Source organism: Allobosea sp. NPDC055594 (assembly GCF_053618995.1).
Window position 1 is genome coordinate 743,732 of record NZ_JBSHIO010000001.1, and the last position, 26,526, is coordinate 770,257.

Sequence of the window (26,526 nt, forward strand, 5' to 3'; positions counted from 1 at the left end):
TTCGAGGAACCCCGCTCCATGGCCAGCAACGATGTCTTCGTCTCCACCCAATGGCTGGCCGAGAGGCTCGACGCGCCCGACATCGTCGTCGTCGACGGTTCCTGGTATCTGCCGGCGCTGGCGCGCGATCCCGCCGCCGAATATGCCGAGCGGCGCATCCCCGGAGCGGTCCGCTTCGATATCGACGCGGTCAAGGACACGGAATCTGCTCTGCCGCACATGCTGCCGCGCCCCGAGGCCTTTGCGGCCGCCGCCGGCACGATGGGCATCGGCGACGGCATGCGCATCGTCGTCTATGACGGGCTCGGCCTGTTCTCGGCGCCGCGCGTCCGCTGGACCTTCCGGACCTTCGGCGCCCGCGACGTGGTGATCCTCGATGGTGGCATGCCGCAATGGCTGGCCGAGGGCCGGCCGGTCGAGGAAGGCGCGCCCCGCGCCCGCCAGCCGCGCAGCTTCACGGCACGGCTCGACCATTCCGCCGTCGCCGACATGAACGACGTGGCGAAGGCGCTCGAAACCGCCTCGGCACAGGTGATCGACGCAAGACCGGCGGAGCGCTTCCGCGGCGAGGCGCCCGAGCCTCGTCCGGGCGTCCGCTCCGGCCATATGCCGGGCGCGCTCAACCTGCCCTCCTCGGCACTGGTGGCGAACGGCAAGCTCAAGGCACCCGATGCCCTCGCCGCCGCCTTCCGCGAGGCCGGCGTCGACCTCGATAGGCCGATGGTGACGAGCTGCGGCTCGGGCGTCTCGGCCGCGATCCTCTCGGCGGCGCTGGAGACGCTCGGCAAGCCGGCGCGAGCGATCTATGACGGTTCCTGGTCGGAATGGGGCGCGAGCGACCGCCCGATCGCGACAGGGCCGGCCAAGAGCTGAACCAGGAGCGCCGCCTAGATCACCGCGCGTCCGTTCGGACGCGGTCACGGTGATCTATCTCAGTGTTATCGCATCGGAGTTTTCCGAAAAGTGGAGTCCACTTTTCGGTCCGATGCTATGCCCGGCTAGCGCCGCTCCAGAACGGCCACCATCGCGGCATAGCCGCGGCGCCGGGCATGATCGAGCGGCGTCGCGCCATCGCGGTCGGCAAGATCGCGGCGGGCGCCGGCAGCGACGAGCGCGCGGGCGGTCTCGACATGACGCGGGCCGCCATCGCCGAGGATCACGGCCTCGATCAGCGCGGTCCAGCCGAGATTGTTGACATGGTCGAGCGGCGCGCCCGCCGCGATCAGCGCCTTCACCACCGCGTCATGGCCGAGATGCGCGGCGGCGATCAGGGCCGTGCCGGCATAGGGGCTGGTCACGGCCCGGGCGTCGCCGCCGATGGCGAGCGCAACCCGCATCGTCTCGACATCGTCGTTGACGGCCGCAATGGTGATCGCGTCATAGCGCTGTCCGTCGAGGGCCCGCGGATCGGCCCCCGCCGCGGCCAGCGCGCGCATAATCTCGCGCCTGCCGGCATGAGCGGCGACATGCAGCGCCGTGCGGCCATGGCCGTCGCGGGCATCGAGCTCCGGCTTCCGCGCCAGAGCTCGCTCCAACGCCGCCATGTCGCCCCGATGAGCTGCGGCATGCGGCCCGGCATAGGCGGCGATCTCGGCCTGCGACGGTGGAATCTGCGCGACTGCCGGCCGGCCGAATCCGACCGTCGCCGCCAGCCCGAAAACGGCACCGACGAGGCGAAATCCGATTGCGCGTTGCCCGAAAACCATGATCGCGGCCTCCCGTTTCCGCGATCGGCGCAAGAGGCGGCAACCTGCTCAAAAAAAGGACAGCGATTCTGCCCTTTCCCTCTTGTACCGCTCCGCGGAACGCCCTATCTCTTGTGCACCGCAGCAGAGATGCTGTGGCGCCCTCCTTGGGCGTTTCCTCCCTAGACTTCGGCCTGCGCTTCGGCGCGGGCCTTTTTCTTTTCAGGAGGCTAGCCGGGCCGATGCCGGCCGGCAATCGCTCGGGCGATTCAGACGTCAGTCGATCGCGATCATCACATCCGAGGCCTTGACCACGGCATAGGCCTTCTGGCCGACCGCGAGCTTGAGCTCGTCCACCGCGGCATTGGTGATCGCGGAGGTCACGACCGTGCCGCCGACATCGAGGCGGACATGGGCAGTCGTCGCCCCCTTGGTGATCTCGATGATGGTGCCCTTGAGCTGGTTGCGGGCGCTGATCTTCATGGTCTTCTCCAGATGGAACGGCGAGCCGCGGCATGCGGACTCGACCTTTGCCGTTTAGCGCTATATTCAAACGAACATAGCGACAACAGCCAAAGCGAGGTCAGCAATGTCATTCCCCCGCCGTCAAGTCCTGGGTTTTGCGGCCTCGCTGCTGATTGGGCTCGCCGCAGCAACCTCTCAGGCACAGGCCCAGTCGAAGGAGCTGGTGATCTTCGCGGCCGCCAGCTTGAAGAACGCGCTCGACGAAGCCGCCGCCAGCTGGGTCAAGGAGAGCGGCAAGCCGGCGCCGAAGATCTCCTATGCCGCCAGCAGCGCGCTCGCCAAGCAGCTCGAACAGGGCGCTCCCGCCGACATGTTCCTTTCGGCCGATCTCGACTGGATGGATTATGTGGCCGGCAAGAAGCTGATCAAGCCCGAGACCCGCGTCAGCCTGCTCGCCAACCGGATCGCCCTGATCGCCCCCTCCGATTCGAAGACGACCGCCACGCTCGCGCCAGGTGTCGACCTCGGCGCCACGCTCGGCGCCGGCCGCCTCGCCATGGCCAATGTCGATTCCGTTCCGGCCGGCAAATATGGCAAGGCGGCGCTGGAGAAGCTCGGCGGCTGGGACAAGGTCAAGGACAAGGTGGCGCAGGCCGATAATGTCCGCGCCGCGCTGCTGCTGGTTTCCCGTGGCGAAGCCCCGCTCGGCATCGTCTATGCGACCGACGCCGCCGCCGACCCGAAGGTCAAGGTGATCGCGACCTTCCCGGAGGACAGCCACCCGCCGATCATCTACCCGGTCGCGGTGACCAAGGATTCGGCCAATCCCGACGCCGCCGCCTTCCTGACATTCCTGCGCGGCAACGGCGCCAAGGCGTCGTTCGAGAAGCAGGGCTTCACGGTACTGAACAAGCCCGCCAGCTCTTCGTGAGCGACTGGCTTTCGCCCGAGGAATGGACGGCGGTCCGGCTGAGCCTGCTCGTCGCCAGCACTGCCATGCTGGCGAGCCTGCCTTTCGGGATCGCCACCGCCTGGCTGCTGGCGCGGGGGCGCTTCTGGGGCAAGTCGCTGCTGGATGCGCTCGTTCACCTGCCGTTGATCCTGCCGCCCGTCGTCACCGGCTACCTGCTGCTGATCGGCTTCGGGCGGCGCGGGCCGATCGGGCAATGGCTTTATGACTGGTTCGGGATCGTGCTCTCCTTCCGCTGGACCGGGGCGGCCCTCGCCTGCGCCGTGATGGGCTTTCCGCTGCTGGTCCGGGCGATCCGCCTGTCGATCGAGGCCGTCGACCGCAAGCTCGAAGATGCGGCGGGGACGCTCGGCGCGAGCCCGTTCTGGGTCTTCCTGACTGTGACGCTGCCGCTCTGCCTGCCCGGCATCCTCGCCGGCATGATCCTGTGCTTCGCCAAGGCGATGGGCGAGTTCGGCGCGACCATCACCTTCGTCTCCAACATTCCCGGGGAGACGCAGACCCTGCCCTCCGCGATCTACACCTTCACCCAGGTGCCGAATGGCGATGCCGGCGCGCTGCGGCTGACGCTGATCTCGATCGCGATCTCGGTCGCGGCCCTGTTCGCTTCCGAGGTGCTGGCGCGGGTCATCGGAAAGCGGATCGCAGTCGAATGACGAACGCAATCGAGATCGCGGTCTCGCACCAGCTCGGCGCCTTCAGGCTCGCGGCCGATTTTACCTCGGACGGCCGCCTGACCGCGCTGTTCGGCCGCTCCGGCTCCGGCAAGACCTCGCTGGTCAACATCATCGCCGGGCTCACCCGCCCGGAGCGCGGCCGCATCGCCATCGACGGCCAGGTTCTGCTCGACAGCGAGCGCGGCATCTTCGTGCCCAAGCACAGGCGCCGGATCGGCTATGTCTTCCAGGAGGCGCGGCTCTTCCCGCATCTCACGGTGAGGCAGAACCTGCTCTACGGCCAGTGGTTCGCGCCCAAGGCGGATGTCGGCAGCGACATCGGCGACGTGCTCGATCTGCTCGGCATCGGCCATCTGCTGCAGCGCCATCCCGGCAGGCTCTCCGGCGGCGAGAAGCAGCGCGTCGCCATCGGCCGTGCCTTGCTGGCCAAGCCGCGGCTCCTGCTGATGGACGAGCCCCTCGCCTCGCTCGACGAAGCGCGCAAGGCCGAGATCCTGCCCTATATCGAGCGCCTGCGCGACGCGTTCGGCATTCCGATCGTCTATGTCTCGCATTCGGTCGCCGAGGTCGCGCGGCTGGCCTCCAATCTCGTCGTGCTCGACCAGGGTCGCGTCATCGCCAGCGGCAGCACGATCGATCTGATGTCGCGCCCCGACGTGCCGATCCTTTCGGCGGCGCCGGAAGCCGGCTCGGTCCTCGATGCGCGGATCCTGCGCCATGAGCCCGAGCACGGCCTCTCCATACTCGAAACCCAGGCCGGACAGGTGCAGGTGCCGCATCGGGCGCAGGCTCTGGGCAGCCAGCTGCGCGTCCGGATCCTGGCCAGCGACGTACTCGTCAGCCTGAAGCCGCTGGACGGCATCAGCGCGCTCAATGTCCTCAGCGGCACGATCGCCGAGATCGGGGCGCGCCGGAGCGGCGGCTCGGCGCTCGAGATCGGCATCGACTGCAACGGCGCCAGCCTGCTGGCGCGTCTGACGAGCAAATCGGCGGAGCATCTGCGCCTGGCGCCGGGCAACCGCGTCTACGCTGTGATCAAAAGCGTCTCGATCGACGGCTAGGTATTTCCGCGCTTCCCTGAAGCCGGAAATACCCTAGCTTTCTGCTTCTTCGCATTTTCTTCACGCGAACCGGCGCCCACTTCGCTCGAAAATGCTCAATGAGGCGAGCGCGGCTCAATCGAGCGCGGCTCAATAGAGCCGCGTCCGATAGGCCTCCTCCAGATTGGCATCGGCCTCGGCGGCGTCGACTGCTCTGGTCTGCTCGGCGACGATCCGTCCGAGCGTCGGGAAGCTGCCGCGCTCGATCTGTGCATCCTGCGCCCAGAGCTTCGAGCGGATCAGGGCCTTGCCGCAATGGAAATAGGCCTCGTCGACCTCGACCAGCAGGCCGAGCTTCGGCGTCTTCTCCTGCACGGTCGTGGGTTCGAGCAGCGCCGTGTCGCGCGTCAGCCTCGCCCGGCCATTGACCCGCAGCGTCTCGTTGATCCCCGGCACGAAAAAGACCAGGCCGACGCCCGGAGAGCTCAACACATTGCCGAAACTGTCGACCCGGTTGTTGCCACGCCGGTCCGGGATCAGCAGCGTCTTCTCGTCGAGCACCTGGACGAAGCCCGGCCCGTCGCCGCGCGGGCTCGCATCGGCCCGCCCCTCGCTGTCCGAGCTCGCCAGCACCAGGAAGGGCGAGAGCGCGATGAAGTCGCGGCAGAAATGGTCGAGCCGGTCGAGCACCTTGCGCTCGGCGATGAGATGGACCTCGCCGACCACGGCTCGCAACTCCCGTGCGTCCGCAACTTCGGTGCCAGGCTTCTCGCTCGTCGTCATCCCGCCCTCCGGCCGGTCGCGCCCCCGGCTGCACGATCAGCCGAGGCAGGCTCCACTCGCTCCGATCTAGCATGAACGGGCGGAGCCGCCGAGGCCTCACCCCGCAGAGCCGCCCCGGCCGTTGCCATGGCGATTCAAAGCCGTGCGAAACTGATTCCGCTTCCCGGCGGAAGCCTTTGAGATACCGCCGGAAACATGAACAGCCGCTGCAACCTCAGCGCTGGTCCGGCTTGGTGCGATTGGCACCTTGGCGCTCCAGCATCCAGCCGGGATATTCGCGCGGCAGGGCGCTGATCGCGTCGAGCGCCTTGAGCTCGTCAGGCGAGAGGACGATGTCGACCGCCGCGAGATTCTCGGCGAGCTGCTCCCGCCGCTTGGCGCCGACGATCACGCTCGTCACCGCCTGCTGGTGCAGCAGCCAGGCGAGCGCGATCTGCGCGACGCTGCGCCGATGTGTCTCGGCGATGCCGCGCATCACATCGATAACGTCGTAGCCGCGCTCGCGGTCGACCGGCGGGAAGTCGAAACTGGCCCGGCGCCCCTCGCCGCCCTGCTCGTTGCGCCGGTCGTATTTACCGGAGAGCAGCCCGCCGGCGAGCGGACTCCAGACCATCAGGCCGACCTTCTCGGAGAGCAGCATCGGCACGATCTCGCGCTCCAGATCGCGCCCGGCGATGGTGTAGTAGGATTGCAGCGAGGCGATGCGGGAGAGCTGGCGCCGCTCGCAGATGCCGAGCGCCTTGGCGACCTGCCAGGCCGCCCAGTTCGAGACCCCGACATAGCGGACATGGCCCTGGCGCACGAGGCTGTCGAGCGCCTCCAGCGTCTCCTCCATCGGGGTGACGCTGTCGAAGGCATGGATCTGGTAGAGGTCGATATGGTCGAGCTGCAGCCGCTTCAGGCTCTCCTTGACCTGGGCCATGATATGGTAGCGACTGGCGCCGCTGGCGTTCGGCCCCTGCCCCATGCGGCTGAAGACCTTGGTCGCGATCACGACCTCGTCGCGCGCGATGCCGAGATTGCGCAGGGCCTGGCCGGTGATCTGCTCCGAGCGCCCCTCGGCATAGACATTGGCGGTATCGATGAAATTGATGCCGGCATCGAGCGCCGTCCTGACCAGCGCATCGGCCTCCTGCTGCTCGAGCCTGCCGATATGTCCCCAGAAGCCCTCGTCACCGCCTCCGAAGGTCATGGTACCCAGGCATAGTTCGGAGACGAGCAGGCCGGTCTGGCCAAGCGTGTGATAGCGCATGACGTTCTCTTTCCATTTGAGGAAAACGCCCGGGTGGCGTCGATCGCGGCGTTTTTTTGGCGTCGACCGTCACCGGGCTGGCTCGAAGATAATACCGTGCGAACGCGACACAATGTCGGGGCCGCAGATCACGGCGCCGCTCTCCGTCTCGTGGCGCCGCGGCGCGAGCGCGTCGCACATGGCCATGCCGCGATTCTTGCATACAAAATGGCTTTAACATTGACGCTCCCGGCCGATGACGGGATAGTCGCGCCCCCTGTAGAGCCTTCCGGAACATCATGCCTCGCCCGACACCTTCCACTGCGCTCGAGAACCTCCGTGTCCTCGACCTCTCCCGCGTCCGTGCCGGCCCGACCTGTGCCCGGATCTTCGCCGATTTCGGCGCCGACGTGCTGAAGATCGAAAGCCCGCCGGGCGTCGACCCGAACGAGAACATGAGCGGGGCACGGCATGGCTACGACATGCAGAACCTGCACCGGAACAAGCGCTCGCTGACGCTCAACCTGAAGAAGGAAGCCGGCAAGGCGGTTTTACGCCGGCTGATCGCCGATGCCGACCTGCTGATCGAGAATTTCCGCCCGGATGTGAAAGACCGGCTCGGCCTCGATTTCGAAACGCTGCATGCGCTCAATCCGCGCCTGATCCTGGTCTCGGTCTCGGGCTTCGGCCAGAGCGGCCCCTACAGGCTGCGCGCCGGCTTCGACCAGATCGCCCAGGGCATGGGCGGGATGATGTCGGTCACCGGCCTGCCCGGCCAGGGGCCGGTCAGGGCCGGCATCGCGGTGGCCGATTCCGCGGCGGGGCTCTACGGCGCGATCGGCGCGCTGGTCGCGCTGCAGGAGCGCGCGGTTTCCGGCAAGGGCCAGTGGGTACAGACCTCGCTGCTCGAGGCGCAGATCGCGATGATGGATTTCCAGGCTGCGCGCTTCCTGGTCGAGGGCACGGTGCCGCCGCAGGCCGGCAACGACCACCCTTACGCGACGCCGATGGGCGTCTATGCCACGCGCGACGGCCATATCAATCTCGGCGTCGGCGCCGAGGGGCATTGGCGCTCCTTCTGCGGCGTGCTCGGCCGGCCGGAGCTGGCGAGCGACCCACGCTATGACAGCGTCGAGAAGCGCTATGCGGCACGGCCGGAACTGCGCATCCTGCTCGAGGAGATCATGTCCGCGCAGGACAGCGCCCACTGGCTCGACGCCTGCGAGAAGGCCTCGGTGCCGGCCGGGCCGATCTATTCGGTCGACGCCATGTTCGACGATCCGCAGGTGCAGCATCTCGGCATCGCGCAGCCCGTCACCCATCCGGTTCTCGGCGACATCCGCGTCATCGGCGAGCCGGTCGGCCTGTCGCGCACCCCGGCGAGCGTGGTTTCGCCGACGCCGGATGCCGGCGAGCACAATGATGAGATCCTCGCCGAGCTGGGCTATGACGCCGCGGCGATCGCGCAACTGCGCGCCGACGGCGCCATCTGAAGAGGTTTTCCGATGACCGACGAGATTCTCTACGACGTCGCCGACGGGATCGGCACGATCACGCTGAACCGGCCGCAGGCACGTAACGCCCTGACCTTCGCCATGTATGAAGGGCTGGCAAAGATCTGCAGCGATCCCGAGAGCCATGGCGCGCCGAAGGTGATCGTGATGACCGGCGCCGGCGAGAAGGCTTTTGCCGCCGGCACCGACATCACGCAGTTCCGCGACTTCAAGACGGCCGAGGATGCGCTCGCCTATGAGAACCGCATCGAGAAGGTGATCACGGCGATCGAGAGCTGCTCCGTGCCGACGATCGCGGCGATAGCCGGCGCCGTCACCGGGGGCGGTGCGGCGATCGCCTGCGCCTGCGACCTCAGGATCGCGACGCAATCGGCCCGCTTCGGCTTTCCGGTAGCGCGCACGCTCGGCAACTGCCTGTCGATGGCGAATTACGCAAGGCTCGCCAGCCTGCTCGGCCCGGCCCGCGTCAAGGACATCATCTTCACCGCCCGGCTGGTCGAGGCCGATGAAGGCCATCGCGTCGGCCTCTACAACGAGCTCGTCGCCGACCACGCCGCGCTGCTGGCACGCACGAAGGAGCTCGCCGAGACCATTCGCGGCCATGCGCCGCTGACGATGCGCGCCACCAAGGAAGCGCTGCGCCGGCTCACCGAAGCGGCCAGCGCCGGCGTCGACGGCGATGACCTCGTCGCTCTCTGCTACACCAGCGCCGATTTCCGCGAGGGCATGGAAGCGTTCCTCGGCAAGCGGACGCCGAACTGGCAGGGCAAGTAGCCCGCCTGAACTGTCCGCTGCCCGGTACCCGCGCCGTCAGACGCGGGTGCCGCCATCGGCCATGATCACCGAGGCCGTCATGAACGAGGCCTCGTCGGAAGCGAGCCAGAGGATCGGCCAGGCGACCTCGCGCGGATCGGCCCAGCGACGCTGGATGTTGTGGTCGACCTTCTCGGTGCGAAGGTCCTGCTCGCTCTTGCCCTGCGGGGCGAAGCGGCGGACATGGAACGGCGTCAGCGTCAGGCCGGGGCAGACCGCATTGACCCGCACGCCGCGATCGGCCTCCTCGAAGGCTAGCGTCTTGGTCATCGAGATGATGCCGGCCTTGGCGACGTCGTACTGCCCCATGCCGCCGCGCGGATTGAAGGCATGGGTCGAGGAGATGTTGACGATCGCGCCCTTCCCCGCCTGCCGCAGCGCCGGCAGCGCCTCGCGGGCAAGATAGGCATAGCTCAGCAGGTTCACCGACAGGATCTTCTGCCAGGTCTCCGCCTTGGCCTCGTCGAGCGGCTCATAGGAGCGGATGCCGGCATTGTTGACCAGGATGTCGAGCCGGCCGAAGGCGGAGAGCGTCTCCGCGACGATCGCCGCCGCCGAAGCCTCCTGCCCGACATCCCGGGCGATCTCCAGGACCTCGGCGCCCGGCAGCGCGGCGCGGATCCGTGCCCCGACCTCGGCGAGCGCTGCGGCGTCGATGTCGACGAGCGCGACCTTCGCGCCCTCCTCGGCGAAGAGTTCGGCGGTCGCGGCGCCGATGCCGCCGGCCCCGCCGGTGAGGATCGCAACCTTGCCTTGAAGCCTGGGCATTCGCATCGTCCTTGAGATCGGAGGGGTCAGCCGACCAGTGTCGCTGTCGATTCGAGGGTCTCGCCACGCCGGATCACCCGCCAGATCCAGACCAGGCTGTAGATCGCCATCAGCGCGCCGGTGACCGGGATGGCCGCGTACCACCAACCCTTGTCGAGCCGCAGGAAAGGCGTGGTCTCGCCCGCCATCGCCATGAATTCGCGGCCATAGACCACGAGGACCAGGGCGAAGCAGAACATCACGGCATGGATGCCGATCTCCAGGAGTCGGCGCATCGGCACGGGCAGCAGGTCCTCGAACAGCACGACGCGATAGAGCGAGCCCTCGCGCCAGAGCGCGAGCGAGGTCAGCATCACCAGCCAGATGAAGAGCAGCTCGACGATCTCGTCATAGCCATGGATGGTGAAGAGCGGCACGAGCCGCAACACGATGGCGCTGCCCAGCAGCAGGAAGAGCCCGAGCAGGCAGGCGACCGCCCCGCCCTTGCAGAGAGCCCCGACCAGCCGGTCGGCGAAGCGCAGGGCGGCGATCATCGTGCGACTCCGTAGCCGAGGGCGTGCGGCAGCCAGAGCGAGATCGCCGGGACATAGGTGATCAGCATCAGCACCGCGATCAGGGCCAGCACATAGGGCCAGATCTCGCGGGTGATCTCGGCGATCGAGATCTTGGCGATGCCGGCGACGACATAGAGACACAGGCCGACAGGCGGCGTGACCAGCCCGATCATGATGTTGAGCACCAGGATCACGCCGAAATGGACGGGATCGACGCCGATCTTGGCGATGATCGGCAGCAGCACAGGATAGGCGATGATCATGATGGCGATGCCCTCGATGAACATGCCGAGGATCAGCAGCACGATGTTGATGATCAGCAGGATCACCCAGGGCTCGGAGGACAGGCCGAGGAAGGCGCTGAGGATGGCGTTGGGGATCTGCTGCTGGATCAGCACCCAGCCGAAGGGCGCCGCGAGCGCGATGATGAACATCACCTGCGCGGTCTGGCGCGCCGTGTCCCAGAGGACGTCGAGCGTCGCCGCCCAGTCGAGCTCGCGATAGACGAAGCGCCCGAGGACGAAGGCATAGGCGGCAGCGACGACGGCGGCCTCGGTCGGCGTCGCGATGCCGGTGAAGATGACGAGCAGGATCACCGGCGGCAGCAGCAGCGCCGGCCCGGCCTTGGCGACGGTCCTCACGGCCACTGGCAAGGGCGGCAGCGCGTCGCCGCGCGGCAGGTTCATGTGCTTGGCCGAGACGGCGATCAGCGCCATCAGCGCCACCGCCATCAGGAGGCCGGGCACGATGCCGGCGAGGAACAGCGCCCCGACCGAGACATTGGCGAGGCTGCCATAAATGACGAAGGGGATGCTCGGCGGGATGATCGGACCGATGGTCGAGGAGACCGCGGTGATCGTCGCGGCGAAACGGCCGCTATAGCCAGCCTTGGTCATGGCCCGGTGCTCGATCACGCCCATGCCGGCGGCATCGGCCACTGCCGAGCCCGACATGCCGGCGAAGATCACGCTGCCGACGACGTTGACATGGGCGAGGCCGCCGCGGATCCGGCCGACGCAGAGCTGCGCGACGCCGAAGATGCGCTCCGTGGTGCCGCCGACATTCATCAGATTGCCGGCCAGCACGAAGAACGGGATCGCCAGCAGCGGGAACGAGGTTGTCCCCGCATAGGTGCGCTGGATGAAGATGACGAGCAGATCGGGTCCGGCGGTCGCCACCATGGTGACGATGGCGACGAGGCCGAGCGCCACCGCGATAGGCAGGCCGATCAGGATGACGAAGCAGACGCCGAGCAGAATGGCGGTGATGAGCATGGTCGGCGTCTGGTTCCCGGTCAGGCGCGAGCGGCTGCGACCAGCTTGGTCCAGCTGTTCCAGGTCTCGTCGCCCAGTGCCTTGCGGAGCTGATCGTAGGCGGGGCCCATCTTGTCGCGGAAGGGCGCGACATCCGGCCGGGTGACCGCGACGCCCGCCTTCTCCATGGCGGCGAGATTGCTCTCCTCATTGTCGCGCACGCCCTTGCGCGCGCCGGCGCCGGCCTTGGTGCCCTCCTCGCTGATGATCTTGCGCTGCTCCTCGGTGAGCTTGCCGCTCCAGACCCGCGGATTGGCACAGAACATGATCGAGGCGTAGATGTGCCGCGTCAGCGCGATATGCTTCTGCGCCTCGTAGAACTTCGCGGCGAAGGTCGTTCCGACCGGATTGTCCTGGCCGTCGACGACATTGTTGGCGAGCGCCAGATAGACCTCCTGGAAGGCGATGGTCTGGGTGCTCGCGCCGAGCGCCTCGAAGGCCGCCTTGATCGCGAGCTCGGGCGGGACGCGGATCTTCAGGCCCTGCACGTCGGCCGGCTGGTTGATCGGCCGGCGGCTGTTGGTGACGGCGCGGAAGCCCCATTCCAGATTGGCGATCCAGGTGAAGCCGGCGGCCTTGAGCTGTTCGGCGATCCAGTCGCGCCCGGTGACGTCGAGCGTCTTGTGGGCGTGCTCATAGCTGTCGAACTGATAGGGGATGTTGATGACGCCGATCGTCTTCGACAGCGCCTCGATATTGGCTGGGTTCAGCATCATCATGTCGATGGCGCCGAGCCGGGTCTGCTGCGCCGCCTCGACCGGCGAGCCCAGGGCATTGTTCGGGAAGATCGCGATCTTGACCTGGCCATTGGTGCGCTCGGCGATGCGCTTGACCATCGCCTCGGCCTCGATGTGCACGGGGTGGCTGGTGTCGGCCGGGTGGGTCAGCCGCAATTCGACGGCTGCACGAGCCGGTCTGATCGCCGGCAGCCCGACCGTGAGCGCCGCACCGGCTCCCAGCAACGAGCGACGCGTCCACGTGATCTTCCCGACCATGGTGCTCTTCCTTCCCCGGTGATTGCAGCCGGTCGCCAGCTTCGTCCGCGGCAACCTTACGAGCCGTCTGCGCGGCCTCACCCGAAAAGTTGCATGCAAGAATGCGGGCCGTCAACCGCGTTCGGCGGCTTCGCCGCTCATGCCGTAGCTATGCCGGAGCAGGGCCGCCATGCTTCTTCACGCGTTACGCTTCGGACCGCGCGGCTTCCTGCTTGGCACGAAGCGAGGCGACCAGCCCTTCGAGCCCGTTGCGGACATGATCGCGCAGGGCCTGTCCGGCTCGGGCGGAATCGCGGACCGCGAGCGCATCCAGGATCTGCTGATGCTCCTGGATCGCGGTGCGCCAGCGCGTCGGCCAGAGATTCGAGGAAAAGCGGGCGCGATCGACCCGGAGCGCCAGCAGCTCCCAGACCCAGAGCAGAATCGAATTGCGCGAGAGCTCGACGATCCGGCGATGAAAGGCCTTGTTGGCCTCGAAATAGCCGGGAAGCTCGTCACGGGCGTGATGCAGCAGCATGCGGTAGTGAAGCATGCCGATTTCGGCGACGGCCTCGTCGCTGATGTTCCTGGCCGCGAGCTCTCCGGCCAGCCCCTCGATCGCGGTGACGACCTCGATCAGCGCGACGATCTCGTCGAGATCGAGCTCCGAGACCACGGCGGAATGATTGGGCAGAGCCCGCAGCAGCCCGTCCTGGATCAGGGTTTTGATCGCCTCGCGTACCGGCGTGCGCGAAATCGCGAGCTGTTCGCAGAGTTCGCGCTCGTTCAGCTTGGCGCCGGGCGCCAGCACGCCGGTGACGATCAGATTGCGCAGCTGGGCGACGGCATTGGCGTGCAGATGGCCCTTGCGCTTGCCGGGTTCCGGCTGCGGCAACTGGGCCAGGAGCGCCGCGAGCGGCGTGTTGTCGTCCGAAGTGACCATGAGCGCTTGTACACCGCATGCATGCTTGACTGTCAAAATTTCTTGCATGCAAGATGCCATCTATCTATCGAGAGCGCGCCCGCGGCCTCCCGCTGGCTGACCCGACCTCCGCGAGATCCTGTCATGAAGATCATCGACCTCAGCATGCCGATCGCACCGCATTTCCGCTGGCCGGTCGAGCTTTCGATCAAGGGCGACATCGCCTCTGGCGACCAGTTCCGCGTCTCGAAGATCGCCGGCCCCTGCCATGGCTTCTCGCATGTCGACGCCGCCGCCCATTTCGTCGCCGGCGCGCCGACGATCGAGACGACGCCGCTTTCGCAAGTCGTCGGCGCCTGCCGTGTGCTCGACCTCAGTGCCCGTCCGGCCAATGCACCGATCGAGCCGGAGCACCTCGCCACGGCCGATCCCGGCGGCAAGGAGGGCGAGATCCTGCTGCTCGCCGCCCATTGGAACGATCGCCGCGACCATCAGGACAAGAGCTTCTGGACAGAAGCGCCCTGGCTGACGCTGGAATCGGCGCAATGGCTGGCGGCGCGCAAGCCGAGCGCCGTCGCCTTCGACTTCCCGCAGGACTACCCGATCCGCCTGCTGCTCGAAGGCAAGGAAGTGCCGAAGCCGGAGCATGTGACGCATCACGTCCTGCTCTCGCACGGCGTCACGCTGATCGAATATGTCTGCAACACCAGCCGCCTCAGTGCGCCGCGCAACCTGTTCTCGGCAGCGCCATTGCTGATCCCGAACGCCGACGGCGCGCCGGCGCGCTTCTACGCCATCGAAGGCCTGCCGGTCTGACGCGGCCCGCTTCAATCACGAACTGAAAGTCCAAGACCTTGAACATCGAGAACTTCTTCGTGCTCCGGCCGGATGCCGCCGGGCGTGTCGTTTCGGCCGCCCTCGTCGGTGCGGGCGAGTTCGGCGCGAGCTTCATCGGCCAGGCCCGCCGCACGGCACATATCGCCCCGCGCGTGGTCTGCGACCTCGATCTCGGCCGCGCCCGCAAGGCCGCCATCGCCGGCGGCTTCAATGAGAGCGACCTCGCCGACTGCCACCATGCGGCCGAGGCGAAGAGCGCCCTCGACCGCGGCCTCGTCGCGCTGATCGACAATTCCGACCATCTCGCCAGCCTGGCCGTCGACCTGGTGGTCGAGGCGACCGGCGATCCCGAAGGCGCCGCCCGCGTCGCCCTCGCCGCGATCGAGAACGGCCGCCACTGCGTCATGGTGACCAAGGAGGCGGAGTGCATCATCGGACCGATCCTGGCACATCGCGCCAAGGCGAAAGGGGTCGTGCACACTCCGGTCGACGGCGACCAGCCGAGCCTGCTGATCAGCCTGATCGGCTGGGCGCGCATGCTCGGCCTGCCGATCGTCGCGGCCGGCAAGTCGAGCGAGTCGGATTTCGTCTGGGATCCGGAGGCCGGCACGGTCACCGCCTGGGAGACCCCGGCCGAGGCCAAGGATTTCGCTGCGGCCTTCGGCCGCCTCGGCAGCGACCCGCTGCCGCTGCTGGCGGAGCGCGCCAAACTGCCCTTCCCGCGCGCCACCGTGCCCGATCTCTGCGAGATGGGTATCGTCGCCAACCATACCGGGCTGATGCCTGACATCGCCGAGATGCATGCGCCGATCGCGCGTACGACCGAATTGCCGAGCCTGTTCCGGCCGGCAGCCGAAGGCGGCCTGCTCTCCGGGCGTGGCAAGGTCGACATGTTCAACTGCCTGCGCCGGCCCGACGAGCTCTCCTTCGCCGGCGGCGTCTTCGTCATCGCCGAGGCGCCCGATCTGGCGACCGGCGCGCTGTTCGCCGGCAAGGGCATCCCCTGCTCGCCCGATGGCCGCTATGTGCTGGTGCACAACCCGGTCCACCTCCTCGGGGCCGAGGCGCCGATGTCTGTGCTGTCGGCTGCGCTGCTCGGCCAGTCGACCGGCGGCGCCGAGGTGCTGCCGCGGGTCGACCTCGTGGCGCGCGCCAGCCGCGACCTCGTCCCCGGCGAGACGCTGACCATGGGCTATCGCCATGTCATCGGCGGGCTCGAGCCGCTGCTCCAAGCCGCACGTCCGCTCGGAGCCGACGAGCCCGTGCCCTACTACCTGACCGCCGGACGGCCGGTGGTGCGCCCGGTGGCACGCGGCGCGGTGCTGACCTGCGCCGACATCGCGCTCGATGAGACCACGACGCTGGTGCAGTTGCGGCGCGAGCAGGACGCGCTGTTCAAGACCGGAACGGTTTGACACAAAATTAAGGCTATGCTGTATGCTGCATACAGAATAGCCTGCCAAACGATCGCTCAAGCGACGAGAGCATCGAGGAAACATCGGGGGAGACCGCGATATGTGCCCAGTCCCGGCCTCCGACCGGCCCGGCCCGCAGTCAGGCCGCGCCCGAACAGCCCGCGGAAACTGAGCAGATGCCGATTGCCTCCCCCGAACAACGCGCCCGCTTCCTCGAAACCGGGGATAACGCGCTCCTGCCGATCATCGATCCGCATCATCATTTCTTCGATCTCGGCCGGAACCATCATCCCTGGCTGAACGACCACATCCTGACGAATTTCCGCTACGGCGATTACGCGGCGATCCGGCGCGATTTCCTGCCGGAACACTATCGGCGCGTCGCCGCCGGCCATCTCGTCCTCGGCAGCGTGCTGATGGAAGGCGAATGGGATCCGCGCGACCCGGTCGGCGAGATGCGCTGGACGGCGGAGGTTGCGGCAGAGCACGGCGCTCCCGACGCGGCGATCGCCCAAATCTGGCTCGACCGGGAGGATGCCGCGGCCGTGGCCGACGCCTATCGCGACATGCCGATCGTGCGCAGCGTCCGCCACAAGCCGGCCGCAGTGAGCCGCGAGGCGCATCACGCGAGCTTCAGCGCCCCGGGTTCGATGCGGGACCCGAAATGGCGAGACGGCTATGCAAGGCTCGCCCCGGCCGGCCTGCATTTCGACCTGCAGACACCGTGGTGGCATCTCGACGAGGCGGCCGAGCTCGCGCGCGACTTCCCCGGCACCACGATCATCCTGAACCATGCCGGCCTTCCCTCGGACCGCAGCGCCGAGGGGCTCGCGGCCTGGCAGGCCGCGCTCGATCGGCTGGCGCAGCAGCCCAATGTCGTCGCCAAGATCTCCGGCATCGGTATGCCGGGCCGCGCCTGGACGCTCGATCTGCAGGCGCCGGTGATCGCGGGCGTGATCTCGGCCTTCGGCGTCGAACGCTGCGCTTTCGCCAGCAATTTCCCGGTCGACGGGCTCTGCGCCGATTTCGGCACGATCTACGACGTCTTCAAGGCGGCGACCAAGAACCGGCCACCGGCGGAGCGGTTGGCGCTGTTCCACGACAATGCCACTCGCTGGTACCGCCTGGCGCCCGAAGCCACGACCGGAGCGAGCTGATGCCAATGCGCGCCACGCTGCTGAGGCTCACGGAGAACCTGCTGATTGCCGGCTTCGTCGTGATGATCGCGATGGTCTTCGGCAATGTCGTACTGCGCTACGGCTTCAACTCCGGGATCATCATGTCGGAGGAGGTCTCCCGGATGATCTTCGTCTGGCTCACCTTCGGCGGCGCTTTCCTCGTCGCCAAGGACGGCCAGCATCTCGGCATGACCACTGTCGTCAACATGCTCGGCCGCAATGGCCGCTGGTGGTGCCGGCTCGCGGTCGAGGGGCTGTCATTGCTGTGCATGACGCTGCTGATCCTCGGCTGCTGGCAGCAGGCGGTAATCAATCTCGACAATCACGCGCCGGTCACCGGCGTGCCCATTGCCGTGGTCTATTTCGCCGGACTCGCCGGCGGCATCGGTATCGCGGCCCTCAACCTGACCGCGCTGGCCCGCCTGCTGAGTGGCCGGATGCCAGATGACGAGCTCGTCATCGGCGCGGAATCGGAAGAGCTCAGCGCCTTCGAGGCGCAGCAAGCTGAAGAGAAGCGGCGGTGACGGTCTTCGTTTTCCTGGGCTCGCTCCTCGGCGCCATGGCGCTGGGCATGCCGATCGCTCTCGCTTTGCTCGTCTGCGGCGTCGCGCTGATGCTGCAGCTCGACACCTTCGACGCGCAGATCCTGGCACAGAACCTGGTCGGAGGCGCCGATTCCTTCCCGCTGATGGCGGTGCCGTTCTTCATGCTGGCGGGCGAGCTGATGAATGCCGGCGGTCTCTCGCGCCGCATCATCGCGCTCGCGGTGACCATCGTCGGCCATGTCCGCGGCGGGCTCGGCTATGTCGCGGTGCTGGCGGCGCTGGTGATGGCGAGCATTTCCGGCTCGGCGGTCGCCGACACCGCGGCGCTCGCCGCAATCCTGCTGCCGATGATGCGGCAGGCCGGCTACAACCTGCCGCGCGCCGCGGGGCTGATCTCGGCCGGCGGCATCATCGCGCCTGTGATCCCGCCCTCGATCGGCTTCGTCGTCTTCGGCGTCGCGGCCGGCGTCTCGATCACACGGTTGTTCATCGCCGGTCTGGTGCCCGGCATCCTGATGGGCCTGGCGCTCATCCTCACCTGGTACATCGTTGCGCGCGACGAGCCGGCCGCGCGCACGCAGCGTGCCAGCCTGCGCGAGGTCGGCCATGCCGTGCTGGACGGGCTCTGGGCGCTCGGCCTGCCCTTCCTGATCATCGGCGGCATGCGGGCCGGGGTCTTCACCCCGACGGAGGCTGCCGTCGTGGCTGCGGTCTATGCGGCGGCGGTCGGCGGCTTCATCTATCGTGAGCTGCATCTCAAGGATCTGCGCCCGGCCCTGCTCTCGGCGCTGAAGACCTCAGCCGCAGTGATGTTCCTCGTCGCGGCGGCGATGGTCTCGGCCTGGCTGATCACCATCGCCGACATTCCCGGCCAGGTCTCCGGCATCCTCGGCCCGCTGATCGAGTCGAAGACGCTGCTGATGCTGGCGATGATGTTCCTCGTCATCATCGTCGGCACGGCGCTCGACTTCATCCCGACCGTGCTGATCCTGACTCCGGTGCTGATGCCGATCGTCAAGCAGGCCGGCATCGACCCGGTTTATTTCGGCGTGATGTTCATCATCAACAACGCCATCGGCCTGCTGACCCCGCCGGTCGGGACGGTGCTCAACGTCGTCTGCGCCGTCGGCCGCGTGCCGATGGACAAGGTCATCCGCGGGGTGATGCCGTTCCTGATCGCGCAATTCGCCGTGCTGCTGCTGCTTATCCTCGTACCCGAGATCGTCACCGTGCCGGCGCGATGGCTCTACGGGCGCTGAGGCGCCCGCCTCGCCTCACCACGAGACCAGACGCTACAAGACCAAACAAGGAGGACGCCATCATGACCATCACCCGCAGGACCGCCCTTGCCGGCGCCGGCGCCGGCCTCGCACTCTTCGCTATCGGCCGCCCGGCCCTGGCGCAGACCACGAAGCTGCGCTTCGCCCACCCGCATCCGGAGGCCGATAGCTGGCACAAGGCCGCCCTGCTCTTCGCCGAGCAGGTCAAGGCCAAGAGCCAGGGCCGCTACGAGGTCCAGGTCTTCGCCAATGGCGCGCTCGGCTCCGACGCGCAGACGATCAGCGCGGTGCGCGGCGGCTCGCTCGACATCTGCCTGACCGGCAACCCGTTCTTCACCGGGCTCGCGCCCAAGCTCAACGTGCTCGACCTGCCCTTCCTGATCCAGAGCCGCAAGCATGCGGCGATCGTGATGGACGGCCCGATCGGCGACGGTCTGCGCAAGGAACTCGAGGGCTCGAACCTCAAGGCGCTCGCGACCTGGGAAATCGGCTGGCGCAACCTGACCAACAACCGCCGCCCGGTCGCGACCGCCGCCGACATCAAGGGGCTGAAGATCCGCACCACGCCGAACCCGGCCCATATCAAGGCTTTCCAGCTGCTCGGCGCAGTGCCGACGCCGATGGCCTTCACCGAGCTGTTCACGGCGCTCGAGACCGGCGCCGTCGACGGCCAGGAGAACCCGGTGACGCTGATCCTGAACGCGAAGTTCAACGAAGTGCAGAAGCATCTCTCGCTGACCCGGCATGCCTTTACCACCGGCCCCGTCGTGATGAACAAGACGAAGTTCGACGCGATGCCGGCCGATATCCAGGCGATGCTGCCCGCGATCGCGGTCGAGATCGCCGCCATTCAGCGCCAGATGAACGAGGACACCGAGGGTTCGAGCCTCGCAGCCCTCAAGAAGGCCGGCATGCAGGCGGTCGAGACGCCGGATCGCGACTCCTTCGCCAAGATCGTCACCGCCGAGGTCGAGAAGGAGTTCGTCGGCAAATACGGCAGCGAGACGCTCGACGCGATTAAGAAGGCGGCCGTCTGAAGCGAACCCGCCAGCCATTATTGCCGCCGCGCCCCATCCCAGGGGCGCGGCCAGCATTCTCTTCCTGAGCCGTGCCTCTCGGGAGAGCGTTCTTCCAGCCTCGCGCCGATCTTTGGAAACCGGCTTCATTGACCCGCAAGGGCCGAGCGCGAATGATCGGGGGCGCCTCGGCTCCGGGCCAGGTGTTCGCGGGGATTGCCCGGAGCGATTTTGCGCTGCGTCAACAACGCCGAGAACACCGCGATGCTATCCTGGGCCTGTCGCCGCCTGGAGACCCGCGATGTACGCCGTGCTGTACCTGACCAAGCGAGGCCTGCTGCGCCTGTCGGCCTTCCTGCGCTGGACGCGGGGCGCGGATGGCGACGAGATCGAGCAGTTGCGCCGCCGCTATAGCACCGGACCGAGAAGTGGAATCCACTTTTCGGAAAACTCCGATGCGATAACAAAAAGATAGATTGCCGTGACCGCGTCCGAACGGATGCGCGGCGATCTAGCGGCCGTTATGAACGCGCTGTCGTGCCACCGCCTTCGCCTCAATGCGGCGAGCGATCCTCCGACAGCAAATGTACCTGGGCCTTGATCGGCAGATGATCGGAAGCGATCCGCGCCAGCGGTGAATCGTGCAGCTCGACACTGGCCACCAGATCTGCCGGATAGGCGACGATACGATCGAGCGCCAGCAACGGAAAGCGCGCCGGGAAGCTCGGGATGGCGGCCTGGAGCGGACCGAATTTCGGGGCGAGCCCCTGCAGCGCCGAGCGCCGCCCGACCCGCCACTCGTTGAAGTCGCCCATCAGGAACACCGGACGGCCATCGGTCGGCTTGGCGGCACCGATCAGCGTCTCGACCTGGCGCGAGCGCGAATGGCGCAGCAAGCCGAGATGCGCGCCGATAATGCGGACGTCGCCTCGTGGCAGCGAAAGGTCGACGATCAGTGCGCCGCGCGGCTCGACGCCGGGCAGCACGATCTCGCGCGTCGCCGTGACGATGCCGGGGCGGAACAGCACGACATTGCCGTGCCAGCCATGGCCGCGCCCCTGCACGGGCGCCGCGATCAGGCCGGTGCGCCGCTTCAACGCCTCGAGGTCGAGCAGGCCGGCGCGCTCGCCAAAGCGCTGGTCGGCCTCCTGCAACGCGATGATGTCGGCGCCGATCTCGTCGATCACGTCGACGATGCGCGCCGGATCGAAGCGCCGGTCGCGGCCGACGGCTTTGTGGATGTTGTAGGATGCGATCAGGAGATCGGTGCTGCGCGGCGGCTTGCCCGAAGGCGACTTGCCGGTGCGATCGCGGCTCCAGGTCGAAATCCGCACGGGGCGCAGCCGGCGGATCCGGGCCAGGCCGCGAAACTCCGTATCCTGCATGACGTCATCGATCTCCATAGCGGGCGGCAAGCAACTGCCGTGCCGGAATCGCAGCAGGGCGGCAGGAGATCAATGCGTCAAACATGGCAAAGGTTCGGTCGCCCCGTGAAAGATTGAACGACATCGGCGATAGCTCGTTATGATGGAAGAGGCAAAGCGGCAGGCGGGAATGCACATTTTCGAGATCGCACTGATCGGGGTCGTCTGCTTCGCCCTCTGCTCGCTGCTCGCGATCTATTCCTATGGCCGCTTCGGCAGGCGTGCCCGCGGCCTGCCGACCCGGGCCCTGCCCGTCGAAGAGGCTGAAACCGCGCTCGACCGCGCCGTGGCGCCGCTGCTGCGCCAACATCCCGGCAGAAGCGGCCTTCTCCTGGTCGCCGACAACCTCCAGGCTTTCGCCGTGCGCGCCTTCGCTGCGCGCAATGCCGGCCGCAGCCTCGACCTGCAATATTACTACTGGCTCGACGACCTGACCGGCGGCCTGCTCGCCCGCGAGGTCATCGCCGCCGCCGACCGCGGCGTCCGGGTGCGCCTGCTGATCGACGACATCAACACGCGCGGTGACGATGCGAGCTATCTCGGGCTCGACCGCCACCCCAATATCGAAGTCCGGCTGTTCAATCCGAGCCGCAACCGCTCCAATTCCCTGCGGCGCGGCATCGAGCTGGCGCTGCGCGCCTTCAGGGCGACGCGGCGGATGCACAACAAGGCCTGGATCGCCGATGGCCGGATCGCCATCATCGGCGGGCGCAATATCGGCGATGCCTATTTCGACGCTTCCCGCACCGCCAACTTCCACGATCTCGACATGCTTTTGGTCGGCGAGGCGGTGCCGCAGACCGAGCGGATCTTCGACGATTTCTGGAACAGCCCGATGGTGATCCCGCTCTGCTCGCTGAGCCGCTCGAAGCTGCGCCGCAAGCTTGCGAGCCAGGCCAGGCGGCCAGCGCGGCGCCTGCTCAACGCCGCGCCATTCCTGACCAATCTCGCCGAGCGGAAGGAGGCGAACGTGCTGCCCGAGGCGGGCCGTTCCCTGCTCTGGGGCGCCGATGTGGAGGTCGTCTCCGACCCCCCGGCGAAAGCCTGGGACCCACGCGGCACCGGCTGGCTGGCGGAGCGCCTGCTCGCCTCTCTCTCCACCGCTCGGCACGAGCTCAACATCACCTCGCCCTATTTCATTCCGGGCAGGAAAGGGACCGCCGCCTTCGCGGCCATGGCCCGGCGTGGGATCAAGGTCTCCGTGCTCACGAATTCCCTCGCGGCGACCGATGTCGTCGCCGTCCACGGCGCCTATGCCAAATATCGCAAGCCGCTGCTCGAAAGCGGCGTCGCCCTGTACGAGCTGCGGCCCGAGATCATCCGCGACGGTCCTTCGCTGTTCGGCTCGCGCGGCGCGAGCCTGCACACCAAGGCGTTCACGGTCGATGACACGACCGGCTTCGTCGGCTCGTTCAATTTCGACCCGCGCTCGGCTTCGCTCAACACCGAAATGGGCGTGATCTTCAAGGATCCACGGCTGGTTGCGCAGATGCGGACGATATTCCTGGCGCAGACCGCCCCGGAATGCAGCTACCAGGTCGCGCTCGAAGGCCGCCGCCTCGTCTGGAACGATGCGAAGGACGCAGTTCCGCAGCAACTGCGCTTGGAGCCGGGCGCGAGCCTCGGACGGCGTATCACCGCCCTCGCCATCGGGCTGCTGCCGATCGAATCCCAGCTCTAGGTCGCCGCCCCGGCCTTGATCGCAGCCTGCCGCGGTGCTTGCCCAGCCGGAAGCGGTGCGAGGCAGCCCGGCAACTCGGAGAGCGAGCGTACCCCGAGCATGCCCATGGTGACGGAGAGCTCGTTGCGCAGCAGGTCGAGCACCCGGCGCGCCCCGGTCTCGCCTGCAATCGCCACGCCGTAGAGCGTCGCCCGGCCGATCAATACGCCCGATGCGCCGAGCGCCAGGAAACGGGCGATGTCGGCGCCGCGCCGGACACCGCTATCGGCGAGGATGGCGAGGCGGTCCCCGACAGCAGCGACGATGGCGGGCAGGACCTCGACCGGCCCCGGTGCGCAATCGAGATTGCGGGCGCCATGGTTGGAGACGACAATGGCGTCCGCGCCATGTTCGGCCGCCTTGCGGGCGTCGTCGACGCGCAGCACGCCCTTGAGCACGAGCTTGCCCTGCCACCGCTTCCGCAGCAGCGCGACATCCTCCCAGGTCACGTCGGTCGCAAGAGACATCTCGTCAGAGAGCGAGACGCGGCCGAGCTGGGTCCGGAACTCGTCCGGATAATGCGCATAGGTCGGCACGCCCGACGCGATGAGCGAGCGCAACAGAACCTCGCAGGTCCAGCGCGGATGCAGCGCGAGGTCGATGCCGGCCCGCAGCGAGGGCTTGAGCGGAATGCCGAAGCCGTTGCGCAGATTGTATTCGCGGTTCGGGCCGACCGCGGTGTCGACTGTAAGCACCAGAGTGCGCGCACCCGCCGCCCAGGCCCGGTCGAGCAGCGCCAAAGTGCGCTCGCGGTTCTTCCAGACATAGAGCTGGAACCAGAGTTCGGCCCCGGATTCGGCGGCGATGCGCTCGATCGAGGTGATCGACTGGGTCGAGACACAGAACGGGATGCCGGCCGCGGCCGCCGCCCGCGCGAGAGCGATCTCTCCGTCGCGCCAGACCAGGCCGGCAACAGCGGTCGGCGCGATGACCAGCGGGCTCGGCTGTTTGCGGCCGAGCACCTCTGTCTCCTGCGTGCGCTGGGAGACGTCGACGAGCACGGAGGGCGCAAGCTTCACCGCATCGAGATCGCGCCGGTTGCCGCCGATCGAGTTCTCGTCCTCGGCGCCACGGTCGACATATTCGAACAGTCCGCGCGGCAGGCGCCGGCGGGCAGCGCGCCGCGCATCCTCGATATTGAGGATCGCGTCCAGGCCGGTCAGGATCATCGTTCGAGCCTCGTCCCTGCACCGGCCGCGCGTGCCTTGCGAACGACCAGCCCCGCCAAAGCGAGATCGGCCAGCGCGAAGCCGCGGAAGCAGAACATCCGGCGCCCCTGCCCGGCCGGCCCGGCACCGCGCGCCGCGATCTGGATCAGGTCATCCTGGAAGCGGACAGTCTCGACCGGCTGGGAATTGACGTCATAGGGCGCGGTCGACTGGGCGAGGCTGTCGGTCGCGAGGAAGTCGAAGGCGGGCAATGTCTCCGGGCGCCAGCTGCGGCCGATATCGACCGCCGAAGCGAAGGACGAGGCCGGCATGCGGCCGGCATCGAGGAAGGGCTTCAGACCAGGAGCGCCCGGAACCATCGAGATGACGATGTCGGAGCGCGCGAGGAGGTCATCGGCCTCCGCAACGATCTCGGTCGCAAGCCCGCGCGCCGCCGCGGCTTCGGCCAGGCGCTCCGCCGAGGCGCGGCTGCGGCTCAGCGCCAGCACCGTCTTCAGGCCGGGATAGAGATCGAGGAAGGCGTCGAGATGGGCATGGGCCTGCAGGCCGCAGCCGACGAAGCCGATGGTGAGCGGCTCGGCCGGGGCGAGATAGGACGCCGCCGCAGCCGACATCGCGGCGGTGCGGATCAGGGTGATCTCGTCGCCGTCCAGTACAGCAAGGGGCAGGCCGGTCGCATAGTCGCTGACGCAGATCAGGGCGCTGATGCCGGGTGCCGTGCTGCCAGGCGCCACCGGCGCCATCGCCACCCATTTGACGGTCGCGATCGCTTCCGGCTCGGAAGCCGCCGACATCGCCTGGAAGCCATGGCCCGGGCCGAGATCGAGCGATTTCTTCGGCAGACTGCGGTTCAGCCCGGCGGCATGGTCACGGAAGGCCTGGAGCACGGATTCGCGAACCTCGCCGGGCGAGATGCCGAGTGCACAAACCTCACGGCGCGAAAGATAGAGCAGACCGTCGCTCATCAGCGAAACCTTCCTGCCGAGAACGGCACCGGGTCGAAGGGAGGCGCGCGGCCGTCGAGCAGCGCCGCGAGCAGGCGGGCCGAGGTCGGCGCCTGGATCAATCCCGTATGGGCATGACCGAAGCAATGGAAGATGTCGGCACTGCCGGAGGAGACCCCGATACAGGGCAGGCCATCGGGCGTCGACGGGCGATGCCCCATCCAGCGGTCGAGCCGGCTCTCGTCGATCTCCAATTGCGGGAACATCTTGCGGGCGAAGCCGAGCAGGATCTCGGTGCGGCGCCAATCCGGCGGCGCCGAGATCGCGGCGAGCTCGACCTGGCCGGCGAGCCGCAGCCCTTTGGAGGTCGCGACCACCGCCATCAGCCCGTCGGAGGGCATCAGGCCGCAAGGGATGTCGAAACCCGGCTCAGGTAGGACGACGTGATAGCCGCGCTCCGAGATCAGCGGCACGCGGTCGCCCGCCTGCCGCGCCAGCTCGCCCGAGCCGATGCCGGCGGCGATGACAGCCTTGTCGCAGGCGACCGGGCCGGCTTCGGTCCGCACCGCCTGCAGCCGGCCGACCGCGAAATCGAAACCCGTGGCCCGGGCGGAGATGCGCGTACCGCCGCGGCGCAGGAGCAACGCCTCCAGAGCGCGGCAATAGGCGCCGGGGTCGACGACATAGGCGCCGCCATCGAGCCGGGCACCGAAACGATAGCGTGGCGCGAGCTCGGGCTGGACGAGCCGCAGCTCCTCCTCCCCGACCTCGCTGAAGGCGACGCCGAATTCGCGCCGCAACCGCCAGACGCGCTCCTCGGCCAGGAACTCCGAGCGGTCGAGATAGACATACATGACGCCTTCGCGCCGGATCAGCTCGGGAACGCCGGCCTCCGCGGCGAGCGCGGCATGCTCGTCGACGGCAGTCCGGCAGAGTTCGAAACGGGTGCGGGCGCAGGCCTCGACCAGATCCCAATTGCGGCCGGCGAGCACAAAATCGCGTAGCCAGCCCGCCAGCCCTGGCAGGTCGCGCCAGCGGATGACGAAGGGACCGGTCGAATCGAGCAGGAAACCCGGCACCTTGCGCCAGAGCCCGGGCAGCGAAATCGGTATGATCGCGCCGGGGTTGAGCCAGCAGCCATTGCCGTAGGAGGCCGCCTGCCGGCCGCCCGGTTCTGCGGGCTCGATCAGGGTCACCCGATGGCCGGAGCTCTGGATCTCCAAAGCCGCGGCGAGGCCGACGATGCCGCCCCCGATGACGGCGACATGCGAGCCGGAAGAAGCCGTCAT

At 67.7% G+C, this 26,526-nt stretch carries 27 protein-coding genes; 14 read left to right on the forward strand and 13 right to left on the reverse strand.

What is annotated here, in order from left to right; translation table 11 throughout:
- The first annotated feature begins 18 nt into the window (after nt 1-18).
- On the forward strand, nt 19-873 hold the full coding sequence (gene sseA, locus ACWGRX_RS03475; RefSeq protein WP_452116413.1) for a 3-mercaptopyruvate sulfurtransferase: 855 nt from the start codon (nt 19-21) through the stop codon (nt 871-873).
- Between the two features lie 125 nt (nt 874-998).
- Here sseA and ACWGRX_RS03480 read toward each other — a convergent pair whose 3' ends face one another.
- Both ACWGRX_RS03480 and ACWGRX_RS03485 read right to left on the reverse strand, forming a co-directional pair.
- Nucleotides 999-1,706, reverse strand: coding sequence for an ankyrin repeat domain-containing protein (locus ACWGRX_RS03480; protein WP_452116414.1), 708 nt, complete (start codon nt 1,704-1,706; stop codon nt 999-1,001).
- 255 nt (nt 1,707-1,961) lie between these two features.
- Nucleotides 1,962-2,168 (reverse strand): TOBE domain-containing protein, encoded by a 207-nt coding sequence (locus tag ACWGRX_RS03485; protein WP_291637738.1) that lies wholly within the window; start codon nt 2,166-2,168, stop codon nt 1,962-1,964.
- A gap of 106 nt (nt 2,169-2,274) precedes the next feature.
- Here ACWGRX_RS03485 and modA point away from each other — a divergent pair, with 106 nt between their 5' ends.
- The 3 genes from modA to modC are packed head-to-tail and all read left to right on the forward strand — an operon-like array spanning nt 2,275 to nt 4,858.
- Nucleotides 2,275-3,081 carry a molybdate ABC transporter substrate-binding protein gene (modA, locus tag ACWGRX_RS03490; protein WP_452116415.1) on the forward strand — a complete coding sequence of 269 codons (807 nt, stop codon included), beginning with the start codon at nt 2,275-2,277 and terminating at the stop codon, nt 3,079-3,081.
- The gene (gene modB / locus ACWGRX_RS03495) at nt 3,078-3,776 is read left to right on the forward strand and encodes a molybdate ABC transporter permease subunit (RefSeq protein WP_291637742.1); all 699 of its coding nucleotides are present in this window, start codon (nt 3,078-3,080) and stop codon (nt 3,774-3,776) included. The genes modA and modB overlap by 4 nt, the downstream gene beginning before the upstream one ends.
- Entirely contained in the window at nt 3,773-4,858 is a 1,086-nt protein-coding gene (modC, locus tag ACWGRX_RS03500; protein ID WP_452116416.1) for a molybdenum ABC transporter ATP-binding protein, read from the forward strand. Before modB ends, modC begins: the two co-directional genes overlap by 4 nt.
- 129 nt (nt 4,859-4,987) lie before the next feature.
- On the opposite strand, the gene ACWGRX_RS03505 is transcribed toward modC, so the two are convergent.
- Nucleotides 4,988-5,620 carry a pyridoxamine 5'-phosphate oxidase family protein gene (locus ACWGRX_RS03505; protein ID WP_291647116.1) on the reverse strand — a complete coding sequence of 211 codons (633 nt, stop codon included), beginning with the start codon at nt 5,618-5,620 and terminating at the stop codon, nt 4,988-4,990.
- A 214-nt stretch (nt 5,621-5,834) separates the two neighbouring features.
- Nucleotides 5,835-6,872, reverse strand: a complete 1,038-nt coding sequence (locus ACWGRX_RS03510; protein ID WP_452116417.1) for an aldo/keto reductase — start codon at nt 6,870-6,872, stop codon at nt 5,835-5,837.
- A 278-nt stretch (nt 6,873-7,150) separates the two neighbouring features.
- Between ACWGRX_RS03510 and ACWGRX_RS03515 the strand changes: the two genes are divergently transcribed.
- The gene (locus ACWGRX_RS03515; protein ID WP_452116418.1) at nt 7,151-8,344 is read left to right on the forward strand and encodes a CaiB/BaiF CoA transferase family protein; all 1,194 of its coding nucleotides are present in this window, start codon (nt 7,151-7,153) and stop codon (nt 8,342-8,344) included.
- 12 nt (nt 8,345-8,356) lie between these two features.
- Nucleotides 8,357-9,139, forward strand: a complete 783-nt coding sequence (locus tag ACWGRX_RS03520) for an enoyl-CoA hydratase/isomerase family protein (protein WP_452116419.1) — start codon at nt 8,357-8,359, stop codon at nt 9,137-9,139.
- Nucleotides 9,140-9,175: 36 nt separating this feature from the next.
- Here ACWGRX_RS03520 and ACWGRX_RS03525 read toward each other — a convergent pair whose 3' ends face one another.
- The 5 genes from ACWGRX_RS03525 to ACWGRX_RS03545 form a co-directional block, all read right to left on the reverse strand.
- Nucleotides 9,176-9,946: an SDR family NAD(P)-dependent oxidoreductase gene (locus tag ACWGRX_RS03525; RefSeq protein ID WP_291637754.1), complete on the reverse strand. Its 771-nt coding sequence runs from the start codon at nt 9,944-9,946 to the stop codon at nt 9,176-9,178.
- Nucleotides 9,947-9,972: 26 nt separating this feature from the next.
- Nucleotides 9,973-10,479: a TRAP transporter small permease gene (locus ACWGRX_RS03530; protein WP_291637756.1), complete on the reverse strand. Its 507-nt coding sequence runs from the start codon at nt 10,477-10,479 to the stop codon at nt 9,973-9,975.
- Nucleotides 10,476-11,774, reverse strand: a complete 1,299-nt coding sequence (locus ACWGRX_RS03535; RefSeq protein WP_291637758.1) for a TRAP transporter large permease — start codon at nt 11,772-11,774, stop codon at nt 10,476-10,478. The genes ACWGRX_RS03530 and ACWGRX_RS03535 overlap by 4 nt, the downstream gene beginning before the upstream one ends.
- A 20-nt stretch (nt 11,775-11,794) precedes the next feature.
- The gene (locus tag ACWGRX_RS03540; RefSeq protein WP_291637759.1) at nt 11,795-12,808 is read right to left on the reverse strand and encodes a TRAP transporter substrate-binding protein; all 1,014 of its coding nucleotides are present in this window, start codon (nt 12,806-12,808) and stop codon (nt 11,795-11,797) included.
- Nucleotides 12,809-12,992: 184 nt separating this feature from the next.
- Nucleotides 12,993-13,730, reverse strand: a complete 738-nt coding sequence (locus ACWGRX_RS03545) for a GntR family transcriptional regulator (protein ID WP_291637761.1) — start codon at nt 13,728-13,730, stop codon at nt 12,993-12,995.
- A 123-nt stretch (nt 13,731-13,853) separates the two neighbouring features.
- Here ACWGRX_RS03545 and ACWGRX_RS03550 point away from each other — a divergent pair, with 123 nt between their 5' ends.
- From ACWGRX_RS03550 to ACWGRX_RS03580, 7 genes are all read left to right on the forward strand, one after another.
- Entirely contained in the window at nt 13,854-14,525 is a 672-nt protein-coding gene (locus ACWGRX_RS03550) for a cyclase family protein (RefSeq protein ID WP_452116420.1), read from the forward strand.
- Nucleotides 14,526-14,563: 38 nt separating this feature from the next.
- A complete protein-coding gene (locus ACWGRX_RS03555) occupies nt 14,564-15,961 on the forward strand; it encodes an NAD(P)H-dependent oxidoreductase (RefSeq protein WP_452116421.1) in 1,398 nt (465 codons plus the stop codon).
- A gap of 176 nt (nt 15,962-16,137) precedes the next feature.
- The gene (locus ACWGRX_RS03560) at nt 16,138-17,118 is read left to right on the forward strand and encodes an amidohydrolase family protein (RefSeq protein WP_452116422.1); all 981 of its coding nucleotides are present in this window, start codon (nt 16,138-16,140) and stop codon (nt 17,116-17,118) included.
- On the forward strand, nt 17,118-17,663 hold the full coding sequence (locus ACWGRX_RS03565) for a TRAP transporter small permease (protein ID WP_452116423.1): 546 nt from the start codon (nt 17,118-17,120) through the stop codon (nt 17,661-17,663). Before ACWGRX_RS03560 ends, ACWGRX_RS03565 begins: the two co-directional genes overlap by 1 nt.
- A complete protein-coding gene (locus ACWGRX_RS03570; RefSeq protein WP_452116424.1) occupies nt 17,660-18,943 on the forward strand; it encodes a TRAP transporter large permease subunit in 1,284 nt (427 codons plus the stop codon). Before ACWGRX_RS03565 ends, ACWGRX_RS03570 begins: the two co-directional genes overlap by 4 nt.
- Nucleotides 18,944-19,005: 62 nt before the next feature.
- Nucleotides 19,006-20,001, forward strand: coding sequence for a TRAP transporter substrate-binding protein (locus ACWGRX_RS03575; protein ID WP_452116425.1), 996 nt, complete (start codon nt 19,006-19,008; stop codon nt 19,999-20,001).
- Nucleotides 20,002-20,281: 280 nt separating this feature from the next.
- Nucleotides 20,282-20,455: a hypothetical protein gene (locus tag ACWGRX_RS03580; protein WP_452116426.1), complete on the forward strand. Its 174-nt coding sequence runs from the start codon at nt 20,282-20,284 to the stop codon at nt 20,453-20,455.
- A 79-nt stretch (nt 20,456-20,534) separates the two neighbouring features.
- On the opposite strand, the gene ACWGRX_RS03585 is transcribed toward ACWGRX_RS03580, so the two are convergent.
- Nucleotides 20,535-21,365, reverse strand: coding sequence for an endonuclease/exonuclease/phosphatase family protein (locus tag ACWGRX_RS03585; RefSeq protein WP_452116427.1), 831 nt, complete (start codon nt 21,363-21,365; stop codon nt 20,535-20,537).
- A gap of 169 nt (nt 21,366-21,534) precedes the next feature.
- Here ACWGRX_RS03585 and ACWGRX_RS03590 point away from each other — a divergent pair, with 169 nt between their 5' ends.
- On the forward strand, nt 21,535-23,085 hold the full coding sequence (locus tag ACWGRX_RS03590; protein ID WP_452116428.1) for a phospholipase D family protein: 1,551 nt from the start codon (nt 21,535-21,537) through the stop codon (nt 23,083-23,085).
- On the opposite strand, the gene ACWGRX_RS03595 is transcribed toward ACWGRX_RS03590, so the two are convergent.
- Genes ACWGRX_RS03595 through ACWGRX_RS03605 form a run of 3 tightly spaced genes read right to left on the reverse strand, consistent with a single transcriptional unit; the run spans nt 23,082 to nt 26,526 of the window.
- Nucleotides 23,082-24,293, reverse strand: a complete 1,212-nt coding sequence (locus tag ACWGRX_RS03595; RefSeq protein WP_452116429.1) for an alpha-hydroxy acid oxidase — start codon at nt 24,291-24,293, stop codon at nt 23,082-23,084. The two genes, ACWGRX_RS03590 and ACWGRX_RS03595, sit on opposite strands and share 4 nt — an antisense overlap.
- Nucleotides 24,290-25,258 carry an ornithine cyclodeaminase family protein gene (locus ACWGRX_RS03600; protein ID WP_452116430.1) on the reverse strand — a complete coding sequence of 323 codons (969 nt, stop codon included), beginning with the start codon at nt 25,256-25,258 and terminating at the stop codon, nt 24,290-24,292. Before ACWGRX_RS03600 ends, ACWGRX_RS03595 begins: the two co-directional genes overlap by 4 nt.
- Nucleotides 25,258-26,526, reverse strand: a complete 1,269-nt coding sequence (locus ACWGRX_RS03605) for an NAD(P)/FAD-dependent oxidoreductase (protein ID WP_452116431.1) — start codon at nt 26,524-26,526, stop codon at nt 25,258-25,260. Before ACWGRX_RS03605 ends, ACWGRX_RS03600 begins: the two co-directional genes overlap by 1 nt.

Bases quoted from the DNA above. Each gene is read 5' to 3' on its own strand.
- sseA (WP_452116413.1), top strand. From the start codon at position 19: ATGGCCAGCAACGATGTCTTCGTCTCCACCCAATGGCTGGCCGAGAGG.
- ACWGRX_RS03480 (WP_452116414.1), bottom strand. From the start codon at position 1,706: ATGGTTTTCGGGCAACGCGCAATCGGATTTCGCCTCGTCGGTGCCGTT.
- ACWGRX_RS03485 (WP_291637738.1), bottom strand. From the start codon at position 2,168: ATGAAGATCAGCGCCCGCAACCAGCTCAAGGGCACCATCATCGAGATC.
- modA (WP_452116415.1), top strand. From the start codon at position 2,275: ATGTCATTCCCCCGCCGTCAAGTCCTGGGTTTTGCGGCCTCGCTGCTG.
- modC (WP_452116416.1), top strand. From the start codon at position 3,773: ATGACGAACGCAATCGAGATCGCGGTCTCGCACCAGCTCGGCGCCTTC.
- ACWGRX_RS03505 (WP_291647116.1), bottom strand. From the start codon at position 5,620: ATGACGACGAGCGAGAAGCCTGGCACCGAAGTTGCGGACGCACGGGAG.
- ACWGRX_RS03510 (WP_452116417.1), bottom strand. From the start codon at position 6,872: ATGCGCTATCACACGCTTGGCCAGACCGGCCTGCTCGTCTCCGAACTA.
- ACWGRX_RS03515 (WP_452116418.1), top strand. From the start codon at position 7,151: ATGCCTCGCCCGACACCTTCCACTGCGCTCGAGAACCTCCGTGTCCTC.
- ACWGRX_RS03520 (WP_452116419.1), top strand. From the start codon at position 8,357: ATGACCGACGAGATTCTCTACGACGTCGCCGACGGGATCGGCACGATC.
- ACWGRX_RS03525 (WP_291637754.1), bottom strand. From the start codon at position 9,946: ATGCCCAGGCTTCAAGGCAAGGTTGCGATCCTCACCGGCGGGGCCGGC.
- ACWGRX_RS03530 (WP_291637756.1), bottom strand. From the start codon at position 10,479: ATGATCGCCGCCCTGCGCTTCGCCGACCGGCTGGTCGGGGCTCTCTGC.
- ACWGRX_RS03535 (WP_291637758.1), bottom strand. From the start codon at position 11,774: ATGCTCATCACCGCCATTCTGCTCGGCGTCTGCTTCGTCATCCTGATC.
- ACWGRX_RS03540 (WP_291637759.1), bottom strand. From the start codon at position 12,808: ATGGTCGGGAAGATCACGTGGACGCGTCGCTCGTTGCTGGGAGCCGGT.
- ACWGRX_RS03545 (WP_291637761.1), bottom strand. From the start codon at position 13,730: ATGGTCACTTCGGACGACAACACGCCGCTCGCGGCGCTCCTGGCCCAG.
- ACWGRX_RS03550 (WP_452116420.1), top strand. From the start codon at position 13,854: ATGAAGATCATCGACCTCAGCATGCCGATCGCACCGCATTTCCGCTGG.
- ACWGRX_RS03560 (WP_452116422.1), top strand. From the start codon at position 16,138: ATGCCGATTGCCTCCCCCGAACAACGCGCCCGCTTCCTCGAAACCGGG.
- ACWGRX_RS03565 (WP_452116423.1), top strand. From the start codon at position 17,118: ATGCCAATGCGCGCCACGCTGCTGAGGCTCACGGAGAACCTGCTGATT.
- ACWGRX_RS03575 (WP_452116425.1), top strand. From the start codon at position 19,006: ATGACCATCACCCGCAGGACCGCCCTTGCCGGCGCCGGCGCCGGCCTC.
- ACWGRX_RS03580 (WP_452116426.1), top strand. From the start codon at position 20,282: ATGTACGCCGTGCTGTACCTGACCAAGCGAGGCCTGCTGCGCCTGTCG.
- ACWGRX_RS03585 (WP_452116427.1), bottom strand. From the start codon at position 21,365: ATGCAGGATACGGAGTTTCGCGGCCTGGCCCGGATCCGCCGGCTGCGC.
- ACWGRX_RS03590 (WP_452116428.1), top strand. From the start codon at position 21,535: ATGCACATTTTCGAGATCGCACTGATCGGGGTCGTCTGCTTCGCCCTC.
- ACWGRX_RS03595 (WP_452116429.1), bottom strand. From the start codon at position 24,293: ATGATCCTGACCGGCCTGGACGCGATCCTCAATATCGAGGATGCGCGG.
- ACWGRX_RS03600 (WP_452116430.1), bottom strand. From the start codon at position 25,258: ATGAGCGACGGTCTGCTCTATCTTTCGCGCCGTGAGGTTTGTGCACTC.
- ACWGRX_RS03605 (WP_452116431.1), bottom strand. From the start codon at position 26,526: ATGACGGCTTCTTCCGGCTCGCATGTCGCCGTCATCGGGGGCGGCATC.